Raw genomic sequence first — 12,479 nt, forward strand, 5'->3', positions numbered from 1 at the left:
GCGCGGCGGCCTTCTCGCGGGGCAGGCCGCGCCGCTCGGCGACCTCCAGGACGAGGCCGTGCAGCCCGTAGAGGTCGGGCGCCGCCGCCTCGGGGGCCTCGTGGGCGAGCAGCGCCCGCACCAGCGCGGCCATCAGCCGCCGGTCCAGGGTGTCCAGCTCGCCGTCCGCGACGGCGATCCGCGCCGAGTCCAGCAGGGCCGGGCGGCGGGTGCGCAGCCAGGCCGCGGCCTCGGGGACGGAACCGAAGCGCAGCGAGCGCGGCAGTCCGGAGGTCCGTTCGCGGGCCGGGGACCCGGCGGGCTCCCCCATCGCCCGGCAGGACGCCAGCTGCCGTACGGTCCGCTCCAGCATCCGGGCCCGGGCGAGCTGGATCTCGGCGGGGCGCTCGTGGGCCCGCAGCTGTGCCTGGAGCAGGGGCGTCAGGCAGCCGGGCACCCGGTACTGCGGCGGGAGCGCCGCCATCGGGTCGGGCCCGTCGGCGGCCGCTTCCTCGGATGGGAGCGCTCCCTCGGACGTCACCGGCCGGAGCAGCCCCCTCGCGGCGAAGTCCCGCAGGGTGGACTCGGCGGCCTCCACCGAGCAGCCGGCCAGCGCGGACGCCGTGTGCGCGTCGACGAGGCCGGCCGGGGCGAGGGACAGCAGCCGCAGTATGCGCGCGGCGGGCGGCGGCAGGGATTCGTACGCCAGCCGGAAGGTGCGGGCCAGCGGGCGGGGCACGGGGACGGTCTCCTCCTCGCCCGGCGGCAGCAGGAACAGCGTCCGCAGCAGGTCGGAGAGGGAGGACTTGGGGTGCGCCGCGAGCCAGCCGCCCGCCAGCACCAGCGCCGCGGGCTGGCCGCCGCAGTCCTGGACGACCTGTTCGGCGGTGCGCGGGTCGACGGTGATGCGGATCGGGCCCGCGTACCGGGTCAGGATCTCCACCCCGGCCGCGGTGTCCAGGCCGCCGAGCGTGCAGGGCCGGACGTCGGTGATGCCGGTCAGCGGTCCCGCCGAGACGGCCAGGACCAGGCAGTCCGGGGCGTCCGGGAGGAGCGGCTCGACCTGTTCGGCGCCGGCCGCGTCGTCCAGCAGGAGCAGGGCGCGCCGGCCGCTCAGCGCGCCGCGCAGCGCCTCGGTCAGCTCGTCCTCGTCGGCGCCGGCCGGTACCCGCTCGCCGAGCTGGGTGAGCAGGTCACGGGCGGCGGAGGCGGTGGGCACGGGCCGGCCGTCGATGGTGCTCAGGCAGGACCGCAGCACGCCGTCCGGGTAATCGCCGGCCAGCTGCCGGGCCAGTTCGGCCGCGAGGGTGCTGCGGCCCGAGCCGGGCCGCCCGGCGATCAGCAGCACGCGGCTGCGGGCGCCCTTGCGCCCTGAGAGGGTGTCCAGGCCGGCGCGCTCGATGTCGCTGCGGAGCGCGGCCAGTTCGCGGCGGCGGCCGGCGAAGGCGGGGGGCGGCGGGGCGGTCGCCGCCGGGGCGCCGGTCCGGCCCGCTCCTCTGCGTCCGGCCCCCGACGCCGTCACCGACCGTCCGGTGTCCACCGCCTGCTCCGCCACGGGCCACGCTCCCGTTCCCTTGCGCGCGTACGAGCCGACCGCCTGTGCGGCCGGGATTCATCGAGCGTAGTTCAAGGAGGCCGCGGAGCACGGCGGACATACCGCGTAAATCTGACAAAAATGGGAGCAGGCATTCCGGTAAGGGCCCGGAGTTCCCTCCGAGCCCCTCCGTCACACCCGGAACAGCCAGGTCATCACGCCTGGAACGGCCGGGCCGGCCAGGGCGCCTCGGCCGGGCGCAGCGCGTCCAGGCCGTCACCCGACTGGGCGGCCAGCAGCGACAGCACGCCGACGACCAGGCAGTTGTTGTGCAGCTCGCCCGCCAGCACGCCGCGCGCGAGATCGGCGACCGGGACCCGGGCCAGCTCCATGTCGGCCTCCTCCTCGGAGACCTCGAAGCGCTCGCCCTCCGCCTCGGACAGCTCCCGCGCGAGGAAGATCCGCACCGCCTCGTCGCAGCCGCCGGGGGTGGTGTAGACGTCGGTCAGCACCCGCCAGTCCTCGGCCTTGACGTGTGCCTCTTCGTACAGCTCGCGCTGGGCGGCGTGCAGCGGGTTCTCGCCGGGGACGTCCAGCAGGCCGGCGGGGATCTCCCACAGCTTCTGGCGCACCGGGTGCCGGTACTGGCGCAGCACCAGGACCCTGCCCTCGTCGTCCAGCGCCAGGACGGCCACCGAACCGGGGTGGACCTGGTAGTCCCGCTTCACGGTGGAGCCGTCCGGCATGACGACCTCGTCCGTGCGGACGCTGGTCTTCTTGCCGGTGAACGGGGTCGCCGTCGCGGTGATCCGCCACTCCTCGGGGGTGTCCTTGATGGCCATGCGCATCCTCCCAAACAAGCAGAAACCGGGGTACGGGCCGCAAAAGCCCGTACCCCGGCAACCGTATCGGTCGGCCGGTTCCTTACTTGCCGGCGGCCTTGCCGGTCTTCCGCTCGACGGCGGCCTTCACCAGGCCGGCGAAGAGCGGGTGCGGGCGCGTCGGGCGGGAGCGCAGCTCCGGGTGCGCCTGGGTGGCGACCAGGTAGGGGTGCACCTCGCGCGGGTACTCGACGTACTCGACCAGCTTGTTGTCCGGGGAGGTGCCGGAGAACTGCAGGCCGGCCTTCTTCTCCAGCTCGGCGCGGTAGGAGTTGTTGACCTCGTAGCGGTGGCGGTGGCGCTCCTCCACGTACTCCTTGCCGCCGTAGACCTCGCGGACGATGGAGCCCTCGGCGAGCTTGGCCGGGTACATGCCGAGCCGCATCGTGCCACCCATGTCGCCCTCACCCGCGACGATGTCCAGCTGCTCGGCCATGGTGGAGATGACCGGGTCGGCGGCGGCCGGGTCGAACTCGGTGGAGTTCGCGCCCTTCACGCCCGCCAGGCTGCGCGCCGCCTCGATGACGACGCACTGCAGGCCCAGGCAGATGCCGAGCAGTGGCACCTTGTTCTCGCGGGCGTAGGTGATGGCCTCCAGCTTGCCCTCCACGCCGCGCTCGCCGAAGCCGCCGGGGATCAGGATGGCGTCGCAGTCGCCGAGCTGCTGCTGGGCGCCGGCCGGGGTGCGGCAGTCGTCGGAGGTGACCCACTTGATCTTCACGCGGGCACGGTTGGCGAAGCCGCCGGCGCGCATGGCCTCGGAGACCGAGAGGTAGGCGTCGGGCAGGTCGATGTACTTGCCGACCAGCGCGATCTTCACCTCGTGGTCCGGGTTGTGCACGCGGTCCAGCAGGTCCTCCCACTGGGCCCAGGCCACGTCGCGGAAGGGCAGGTCGAGCTTGCGCACGACGTACGCGTCCAGGCCCTCGGTGTGCAGCACCTTCGGGATGTCGTAGATCGACGGCGCGTCCTTGCAGGCCACCACGGCGGCCTCGTCCACGTCGCACATCAGCGAGATCTTGCGCTTGATGGAGACGGGCACCTCGCGGTCGGCGCGCAGCACGATCGCGTCGGGCTGGATGCCGATGTTGCGGAGTGCGGCGACGGAGTGCTGGGTCGGCTTGGTCTTCAGCTCGCCGGAGGGGCCGATGTACGGCAGCAGCGAGATGTGGACCACGAAGACGTTGTCCCGGCCGACCTCGTGGCGGACCTGGCGGACGGTCTCCAGGAACGGCAGCGACTCGATGTCGCCGACCGTGCCGCCGACCTCGGTGATGACGACGTCGACGTCGTCGGTCGCCATGCGGCGGATGCGGTGCTTGATCTCGTTGGTGATGTGCGGGATGACCTGCACGGTGTCACCGAGGTACTCGCCGCGCCGCTCCTTGGCGATCACGGTGGAGTAGACCTGGCCAGTGGTGACGTTCGCCGAGCCGTCGAGGTCGACGTCCAGGAAGCGCTCGTAGTGGCCGATGTCCAGGTCGGTCTCGGCGCCGTCGTTGGTGACGAACACCTCGCCGTGCTGGAAGGGGTTCATCGTGCCGGGGTCGACGTTGAGGTACGGGTCCAGCTTCTGCATCGTGACCCGCAGGCCCCGCGCCTTGAGGAGCGCACCCAGGCTGGAGGCGGTGAGCCCCTTGCCGAGCGAGGACGCAACGCCCCCGGTGACGAAGATGTGCTTGGTCGTCGTGGATTTGGGCGGCATGGCCAAGAGGAAGCTCCCGTGGTCGCGAGGTGAAAAGCGAAAGCGGCGCGATCCCGGTCCTCGGGGTGCCGTCGCTGCGGTCGGGGGTGCCGGGTCTTCCGTCCGGCCCACCGGTCCACGGGGTACCAGGCTATCAGCGACGGAGCGTGGTCGCGCCCGCCCGCGCGGGGCGGAACGGCTCGTTCCCCGTATCCGGGCCCCGACGTGACGGAGGCCACCCGTTCGGCCCAGTCCCAGGAAGCGGAGGGTCGCGCGGATCTTCCGTACGCGTCGTATCCTGCTCGGGCACTCGCATTGAGCCGTCCGGAACGGCGTCACCCCCGCCCGCACACCGGACCAGCAGCTCGGCGGGGTTTTCAATGGGCAGGACGGAAGATCGGCACGTCCCACGGGGGGCGTCACCCCAGTTGGAACGGGAGTTGTACGTGGCCGGGCGCATCGAGGACTACGCACTCATCGGCGACATGCAGACCGCCGCACTCGTCTGCCGGGACGGCACGGTCGACTGGCTGTGCCTCCCCCGGTTCGACTCGCCCGCCGTCTTCGCGGGCCTGCTCGGCACCGAGGAGCACGGCTTCTGGCGGCTGGGCCCGGCCGGCGAAGCGGAAGCGGAACCGCCGGCGGCCGACCGCAGGAGATACCGCGGCGACTCGCTGATCCTCGAATCGGAGTGGGAGACGCCGGACGGCACGGTCCGGGTCGTCGACTTCATGCCGCCGCGCGAGGGCGCGCCCCAGCTGATCCGCATCGTGGAAGGCGTCAGCGGCCGGGTGCCGATGCGCTCCTCGCTGCGGATGCGGTTCGCGTACGGCTGGGTGGTGCCGTGGGTGCACCAGGTCGACGGGCGTACGGCCGCGGTCGCCGGGCCCGACTCGGTGTGGTTCGACACCACCGCCGAGACGCACGGCGAGGACCTGACGACGTACTCCGACTTCACCGTCGAGGCGGGCCAGCGGATCACGTTCACGATGAGCTGGCAGCCCTCGCACCACCAGCAGCCGCCGCTGCCGGAGCCGGAGAACGCGCTCGCCGCCACCGAGGACTTCTGGCGCGAGTGGGTCGGCCAGTGCACGTACCACGGGCCCTACCGGGACGCGGTGATCCGCTCGCTGATCACCCTGAAGGCGCTGACGTACGCGCCGACCGGCGGCATCGTCGCGGCCCCCACCACCTCGCTGCCCGAGGACATCGGCGGCTCCCGCAACTGGGACTACCGCTTCACCTGGCTCCGGGACGCCGCGATCACCCTCTCCTCGCTGCTGCGCACCGGCTACCGGGAAGAGGCCCGCGCCTGGCGCGAGTGGCTGCTGCGCGCGGTGGCCGGCGACCCGGACAACCTGCAGATCATGTACGGCATCGCCGGCGAGCGGGAGCTCGGCGAGAACGAGCTGACCTGGCTGCCGGGGTACGAGGGCTCGCAGCCGGTGCGGGTCGGCAACGGCGCCGCGGGCCAGCTGCAGCTGGACGTGTACGGCGAGGTCATCGAGGCGCTGCACCTGGCACACATGACGGGCCTGGCCCGCAACGACTACGCCTCGCTGCTCCAGCTGAAGCTGATCCGCTGGGTGGAGGAGCACTGGGACGAGCCGGACGAGGGCATCTGGGAGGTCCGCGGGCCGCGCCGGCACTTCGTCCACTCCAAGGTCATGACCTGGGTCGCGGTGGACCGCACCATCAAGCTGATCGAGTCCGGGGACGTCGAGGGCCCGCTGGAGCGCTGGAAGGAGCTGCGCGACGCGATCCACCGGGACGTGTGCGAGAAGGGCTACGACCCGGAGCGCAACACCTTCACCCAGTCCTACGGCTCCAAGGAACTGGACGCCTCGCTGCTGCTGATCCCGCAGATGGGCTTCCTGCCGCCGGACGACAAGCGGGTGATCGGCACGATCGAGGCGATCCAGCGCGAGCTGTCCACCCCGGACGGCTTCGTGCTGCGCTACCCGACCTCGGCGGGCGACGAGAACGTGGACGGGCTGCCCGGTGACGAGGGCGCCTTCCTGGCCTGCTCGTTCTGGCTGGCCGACGACCTGGCGATGATCGGCCGGGTCGAGGAGGCACGCAAGCTCTTCGAGAAGCTGCTCTCGCTCCGCAACGACCTGGGGCTGCTGGCCGAGGAGTGGGACTCGCACGCCGGCCGCCAGGTGGGCAACTTCCCGCAGGCGTTCAGCCACGTTCCGCTGATCGACACGGCGCTGCGCCTGACGGCGAGCGGGGCGTACGGGGGCTGACCCCGCCCGTACGCCGACGGGGCTCCGGCCGCGTGCCGCCGCGGCACGGCCGGAGCCCCTGTTCGTGGGGCCGCGCGGCCTAGAAGGGCGTCAGCGTCAGGGTGAACTTGCCGGGCGCGCTGTCCTCGATGTACGAGGCGAAGCCCGCCACGTCGTCGAAGGCGAAGCCGTACGCCTTGCCGTCCCGGGTGGCCTCGTGCATCACCCGGGCGTAGTGGTTGGCGAGCTTCTGCTGGTAGAAGGCGGCGGGGTCGGTGGTGGGCTGCTCGGCGTGCGAGGCCAGGGTGCCCCGGTTGAGCGCGGCGCCGAGGATCGCGGCCACCGGGCCGGTCGTGCCGTCGTTGGGCGCGGCCAGCTTGCCGTCGCAGAACAGCACGTCCTTGGTGCTCGGCTTGTCGAAGGAGACGGACGCCGGGCCGGTGAAGGAGAGCTTCCCGCCGGAGGTGCGTCCGGTGAACGTCCCGGCGTTCGTGGTGATCTTGAGGTCCTTGGACTCGTAGGCGGCCCACGCCTCGTCGATGGCGGCGGCCAGGTAGTTCTCGTCGAACCGCCCGGCGCCCAGGCCGTGTCCGGGCGCGATGACCCGCTTGTCGTCGATGACCAGCCTGTCGAAGCCCTCGACGCCCGCGAGGTCCGAGAAGATCTTGTCCCGGGCGCCGTCCTTGAGCAGCCCCGTCGTCTGGTCCTTCGCGCCGGTCAGCTTGATCGCCAGCGGCACGCTGAACATGTCGACCATCGTGGTGTTGCAGTACATTCCGCCGTCGTTGTAGGTGAACTCCGCGCAGTCGTGCAGCACCCCGTAGTTGGGGTCGGAGTCCACCCAGCCCGCCGGGTAGGCGAGCGCGGCCTTGCCGTTGCCGTCCTCGACGGCCTTGAACTTCAGCTTGCCGCCGAGCGCGGTGTAGATCCGGCCCGACATCTTCGGCAGCGTGAGCGTCGTGGTGCCGCTCGCGGCGAGCGGTATCGCGTAGTCGGTGAAGCCGTCCGAGCCGTTGTCGCCGACCGCCACCGGCTTCAGCTCGCCCTCGGGCGTGACGCGGACCTGCTGCGTGCCGTCGTTGCCGACGATGTAGACCCAGACCGAGGAGTTCTTGAACTCACCGGAGTTGTTGACGATTTCCAGGGTCAGGCCGTCGGCCGCCGCGCGGACCGGCGCGGGGGCTCCGACCGCCCGGCTCGCCAGGGTCAGACCGGCACCGGCGGCGGCGCTCGCGGCGAGACCGCCGAGCAGGGTGCGACGAGAAATCATGAGACTGCTCCTTGTGGGGGGAGGGGTGAGAGCGCTCTCAGATGAAGTAGGGTCACCCTGCCCACTTCTGGCGGTACCGTCAACCCACCGGCGGATGAGAGGAGTTCGCAGATGTCCGTGTCCGGCGGTCCCCGGCCGACCCTGGAGGCGGTGGCCGCGCTGGCCGGCGTCTCCCGCGCCACCGTCTCCCGCGTGGTGAACGGCGGGACCGGCGTCCGTCCCGGCATCCGCGAGAAGGTCCGGCAGGCCGTCGCCGAGCTGGGGTACGTGCCCAACAGCGCGGCGCGCTCCCTCGTCACCCGGCGCACCGGGGCCGTCGCCGTGGTCATCGCCGAGCCGGAGACCCGGGTGTTCTCCGACCCGTTCTTCGCCCAGCAGCTGCGCGGCATCGGCCGCGAACTCTCCGCCGCCGACACCCAGTTGCTGCTGCTGATGGTGGAGAGCGACCGGGACCACGAGCGCATCGGCCGCTATCTGTCGGGCGGGCACGTCGACGGCGCGCTGATGTTCTCGCTGCACAGCGCCGATCCGCTGCCCGCGATGGCCGCGGCCTCGGGCCTGCCCACGGTCTTCGGCGGGCGCCCCGACTGGACGGACGACGGCCGCTCCGGCGCCGCGCCGCTGTACGTCGACACCGACAACCGCGACGGCGCCCGGCAGGCCGTACGCCATCTGCTCGCCCGCGGGCGCCGCCGGATCGCCGTCATCACCGGGCCGCTGGACCAGACCTCGGCCCGGGACCGGCTGGACGGTTACCGCGAGACGCTGGCCGGGCCGGAAGCGCCCGGCGTGGACGAGCGGCTGATTGCCGACGGCGGCTTCACCGCTGAGGGCGGCGAGCGCGCCATGGCGTCGCTGCTGGACGCGGCGCCGGACCTGGACGCCGTCTTCGCCTGCTCGGACTTGATGGCCACCGGCGCCCTGCGCACGCTGCGCGCCCGCGGCCTGCGGGTCCCGGCGGACGTCGCGGTGGTCGGCTACGACGACCTCGCGCCGGCCGCCTGGGCGGACCCGCCGCTGACCACGGTCCGCCAGGACGTGGAGGGGATGGGCCGCCTGATGGCCCGCCTCCTGCTGCGCCGCCTCTCCCCCGGCGACGGCGACGCGGAACTCGCCCCGGTCGTCACCCCCGCCGAGCTGGTGGTCCGCGAGTCGGGCTGAGGGCCGGTGCCGTCACCCCGGCCGGGCGCCCCGCCAGGGCTCCGGTGGCGGCGGGCACCCGTCGCTGCGGGTAGCGTTCGACGCCATGGGGTCGGAAGTGACGAGCGAAGCCGAGATCACGGTACGCAGGGCGCTGGAGCTGCCCGCGCTGCGGCGCGGGCTGCCCGAGGTGATCACCGGCGAGGACGGGCTGGACCGCGCGGTCCGCTGGGTGCACGCCGGCGAGGTCCCCAACATCGCCTCGCTGCTCAAGGGCGGCGAGCTGCTGCTGACCACCGGCCTCGGCCTCGGCGCCCGCCCCTCCGAGCAGCGCGCCTTCGTCCGCAAGCTCGCCGACCGCGGGATCGCGGCCCTCGTCGTGGAGCTGGGCGCGCGGTTCGAGTCGCTGCCCACCGCGCTGGTCGAGAGCGCCCGCGCCTCCGGGCTGCCGCTGATCGCGCTGCACCGCGAGGTGCCGTACGTCTCGGTCACCGAGGAGATCCACACCGAGATCGTCAACAGCCACTACACGCTGCTGCGCCGCGCCGACGAGGTGGTGCGCCGCTGTACGGACGTGCTGCTGCGCGGCGGCGGCGCCCCCGAAGTGCTGCGGCTGCTGGCCGCCTTCACCGGCAATCCGCTGTGCCTGGAGGCCCCGGACGGCAGCCCGCTGTACGCAGCGGGCCCCGACGACGGCGGCGCGGCGGCCGACGCCGACCCGCTCCAGGCATGGGAGGGCCTGCGCGAGAAGGGCCTGCGGGTGGACGTGCCCGGCGGCGGCCACGGCCCCGACGCCGTACGGGCCCGGCTCGTCCTGCTCCCGGTCAACGCGCCCCTCGCGCCCGTCCACCGCATCGCCGCCGAGCGCGCCGCCGACCTGCTCGCCGTCGTCATGCTCCAGTCCCGCCAGGAGGAGGGGCTGGCGGCGCGCGGCCGCGGCGACTTCCTCGCCGACCTCGCCGAAGGCCGGATCTCCGCCGCCGAGGCCCCGGGCCAGGCCCGGCTGCTGGGCTTCCGGCCGGGGGAAGCGGCGCTGCTGCCGGTGGTCATGCGGCTGCCGTCCGGGCTGCCCACGGCGGCGGGCTGGGCGCTGCTCGCCCAGGCGTTGCGCGAGGAGCTGGCCGCGCTCGGCGCGCCGGTGCTGCTCGGGGTGCGCCCCGTGGAGGGCCGGGTGCCGCTGCTGGCCGGGGTGCGCGAGGGCCAGGACCGGGAGACCGTGGCCGGCCGGATCGCGGAGGCGCTGCGGGCCGGGGTGGTACGGGCGGGCCTGGACCGGCCCGCGGCCCAGCGCCCGGTGGTCGTGGTCGGCGCGCCCGGCGACTGGGCGGCGACCGGTCCCGGGCTGCGGCACGCAGCGGAGGCCGCGGCCGCTGCCCAGGGGCTGCCGCCGCGCCTCTGGTACGACGCGCGGCGGCTCGACATCGAGCTGCTGCTGTGGCGGATGCGGGAGCACGGCGAGGAGGGCATGCTCACCGACTTCGTGGAGCGTGCGATCGGTCCGTTGCTGGCCCACGACCGCACCGCGCGGCAGCCGCTGCTGCCGACCCTGGAGGCGTACCTGGCCAGCGCGGGCCGCAAGGCCGAGACCTCCCGCGACCTGAACGTGAACCGGCAGACCCTGTACGACCGGCTGGCCCGGATCTCGCAGCTGCTCGGCACCGACCTGGACGACCCGCAGACGGTGCTGGGCCTGCGGCTGGCGCTGCACGCCCGCCGGCACACGGAGCGGGGCTAGCGCACGGGCCGCGGCCGGCGCGCGCCGCGGCTCAGGCGAAGACCGTGCCGGCCAGCAGGACGTGCAGCGCGGTGCCGCCCAGGATGCTGAGGACCGCATTGCGCCGCCAGAAGTGCAGCGCGAGGGTCGCGGCGAGGGCGAGGCCGACGGGCAGGACGTCCGGTGCGGCGAGGTCGCGGAGGGTGTAGACGGTGAGGATGACCATCACCCCGACCGGCATGCGCGCGCTGAGGTAATGCACGGTGGCGCTGGCCCGCAGCGGGGCGAGGACGGCGAACGGCAGGGCCCGCAGCGCCCACGTCACGGCGGCGGAGATCAGTACGGCGGCGATCAGGTAGGGCGTGTCAGGCACGGGCCGGCTCCTCCTCCTTCTTGCGCGGGGCGAGGGCGTGGCGGGCCAGCAGCCCCGCGGTGAACAGGCCGAGCGCGGCCGGCAGCATCTGACCGGGCACGGCGAACCGGGCCACCAGCGCGCAGACCAGGGCCAGTACGGGGGTGGGGATGTCGCGCCGGGCCCGGTAGGCGTCGACGGCCAGCACGACGAACAGGGCGGTCAGCGCGAAGTCCAGGCCGGTCAGCCGGTCGGGCACCAGGCCGCCGAGGAGCGCCCCTGCGGTGCCGCCCGCGACCCAGTACAGCTGGCACAGCACTTGCAGCCACACGATGCGCCGGCCGCTCCAGGACCGCGCGGCCTCGCCGGTGGTCAGCGCGTACGCCTCGTCGGTGAGCGCGAAGCTGCTGTACGCCTTGCCGAGCCGGCCGCCGACCCGGTGCAGCGGGAAGGACAGGGCGTAGAAGACATGCCGGAAGTTGACGAGGAACGCCGTGAGCGCGACGTGCGCCAGCGGCGTGGCGGCGGCGACCAGGCCGATGAGCAGGAACTCCAGCGACCCGGCGTAGACCAGCGCCGTGAAGGCGGTGGCCCACCACCAGTCCAGGCCCGCGTGGACGACCAGCACTCCCAGCGCGATCCCGAGGGGGAACAGGGCCAGCCCGACCGTGCTGGAGTCGGTGAACGCCGCCCGGAAGTCGGACGGCTGCCGGGCGGGGACAGGGGGTGCGGGGCGGCCTGTGGTACCGGCCGGTGAAGCAGTCATACCGGAAATTTTAGGTGCGTCCGGTCGTAATATGGTTGCCACTTGTTCCCAGAAACAGGCAGGCTGAGCAACATGTACAGCATGGACAGCCTGGACCGCGAAATTCTGTTTCACCTGCGCCAGGACGGCCGGCTGACCAACGTCGAGCTGGCCAAGCGCGTCGGCCTCACCCCGCCGCCGTGCCTGCGCCGGGTCAAGCGGCTGGAGGACGCCGGGATCATCACCGGCTACCGGGCCCGTATCGACCCCGCGGCCGCCGGGCGCGGCTTCGACGTCGTGGTCTCGCTGGAGATCAGCGTCAACGACCTGCGGACCGTGGAGGAGCTGGAGACCGCGATCTCGTCCTACGACGAGGTCGTGGAGTTCCACCGGCTCTTCGGCCGGCCCGACTACCTGCTCCGCGTGGCCGTCGAGGACCAGGAGGCCTTCGAGACCTTCCTGACCACCCGGATCATGGGGCTGCGCGCGGTGGCCCGGGTCGACTCGCACCTGATCATGAAGAAGATCAAGACCGACGACTGACGGGCCGCCCCTCCGCTCAGTCCCGCGCCTGCGTCAGCTCGTCGTACACGCTCAGCACCTGGGCGACCGTGTCGTCCTCGGTCGGCCAGCCGGCGGCCTGCGCGCGGCCGGCGGCGGCGAGCGCCGCCCGCCGTTCCGGATCGCCGAGCAGGTCGACGACCGTGCGGGCCAGGGCCGGGGCGTCGCCGTACGGGACCAGTTCGGCGGCCCGGCCGACCAGTTCGCGGGTGCCGCCGACGTCCGTGGCGACCAGCGGGACGCCGGCCCGCAGCGCCTCCTGGGCGAGTACCGAGCGGGCCTCCCAGCGCGCCGTCGCCAGCACCAGGTCGGCCGCGGCCAGCAGCCCCGGCACGTCGTCGCGCCGCCCGAGGAGCTGCACCGGCAGCCCCTCGGTATCGATCCGCCGCTG

General features: G+C 73.4%; 11 protein-coding genes. 4 read left to right on the top strand and 7 right to left on the bottom strand.

Annotated elements, in window-relative coordinates; translation table 11 throughout:
* The 3 genes from C3486_RS34765 to C3486_RS34775 all read right to left on the bottom strand — a co-directional run.
* On the bottom strand, positions 1-1,534 hold a 1,534-nt coding region (locus C3486_RS34765; protein ID WP_103836861.1), incomplete at its 3' end, for an ATP-binding protein.
* A 194-nt stretch (positions 1,535-1,728) separates the two neighbouring features.
* Entirely contained in the window at positions 1,729-2,355 is a 627-nt protein-coding gene (locus C3486_RS34770; protein WP_103836862.1) for an NUDIX hydrolase, read from the bottom strand.
* An 82-nt stretch (positions 2,356-2,437) separates the two neighbouring features.
* The gene (locus C3486_RS34775; protein WP_103836863.1) at positions 2,438-4,099 is read right to left on the bottom strand and encodes a CTP synthase; all 1,662 of its coding nucleotides are present in this window, start codon (positions 4,097-4,099) and stop codon (positions 2,438-2,440) included.
* Positions 4,100-4,524: 425 nt separating this feature from the next.
* Between C3486_RS34775 and C3486_RS34780 the strand changes: the two genes are divergently transcribed.
* Entirely contained in the window at positions 4,525-6,327 is a 1,803-nt protein-coding gene (locus tag C3486_RS34780; RefSeq protein ID WP_103836864.1) for a glycoside hydrolase family 15 protein, read from the top strand.
* Positions 6,328-6,406: 79 nt separating this feature from the next.
* On the opposite strand, the gene C3486_RS34785 is transcribed toward C3486_RS34780, so the two are convergent.
* Positions 6,407-7,576, bottom strand: a complete 1,170-nt coding sequence (locus C3486_RS34785; protein WP_103836865.1) for a beta-1,3-glucanase family protein — start codon at positions 7,574-7,576, stop codon at positions 6,407-6,409.
* 111 nt (positions 7,577-7,687) lie between these two features.
* Here C3486_RS34785 and C3486_RS34790 point away from each other — a divergent pair, with 111 nt between their 5' ends.
* Positions 7,688-8,737, top strand: a complete 1,050-nt coding sequence (locus C3486_RS34790; RefSeq protein WP_103836866.1) for a LacI family DNA-binding transcriptional regulator — start codon at positions 7,688-7,690, stop codon at positions 8,735-8,737.
* Positions 8,738-8,822: 85 nt separating this feature from the next.
* Positions 8,823-10,451: a PucR family transcriptional regulator gene (locus C3486_RS34795; RefSeq protein WP_103836867.1), complete on the top strand. Its 1,629-nt coding sequence runs from the start codon at positions 8,823-8,825 to the stop codon at positions 10,449-10,451.
* A 31-nt stretch (positions 10,452-10,482) separates the two neighbouring features.
* Here the strand turns inward: C3486_RS34795 and C3486_RS34800 are convergent, their stop codons facing one another.
* Positions 10,483-10,803, bottom strand: a complete 321-nt coding sequence (locus tag C3486_RS34800; RefSeq protein WP_103836868.1) for a branched-chain amino acid transporter permease — start codon at positions 10,801-10,803, stop codon at positions 10,483-10,485.
* Positions 10,796-11,548 (bottom strand): AzlC family ABC transporter permease, encoded by a 753-nt coding sequence (locus C3486_RS34805; protein WP_103836869.1) that lies wholly within the window; start codon positions 11,546-11,548, stop codon positions 10,796-10,798. The genes C3486_RS34800 and C3486_RS34805 overlap by 8 nt, the downstream gene beginning before the upstream one ends.
* A gap of 81 nt (positions 11,549-11,629) precedes the next feature.
* Between C3486_RS34805 and C3486_RS34810 the strand changes: the two genes are divergently transcribed.
* The gene (locus C3486_RS34810) at positions 11,630-12,070 is read left to right on the top strand and encodes an Lrp/AsnC family transcriptional regulator (RefSeq protein ID WP_219822279.1); all 441 of its coding nucleotides are present in this window, start codon (positions 11,630-11,632) and stop codon (positions 12,068-12,070) included.
* A gap of 16 nt (positions 12,071-12,086) precedes the next feature.
* Here C3486_RS34810 and C3486_RS34815 read toward each other — a convergent pair.
* Positions 12,087-12,479: glycosyltransferase (locus C3486_RS34815; protein WP_146075121.1), on the bottom strand; the 393-nt coding region annotated here is incomplete at its 5' end.

Origin of the sequence: Streptomyces sp. Ru73, from assembly GCF_002920575.1 — a bacterium.
GTDB lineage: Bacteria > Actinomycetota > Actinomycetes > Streptomycetales > Streptomycetaceae > Streptomyces.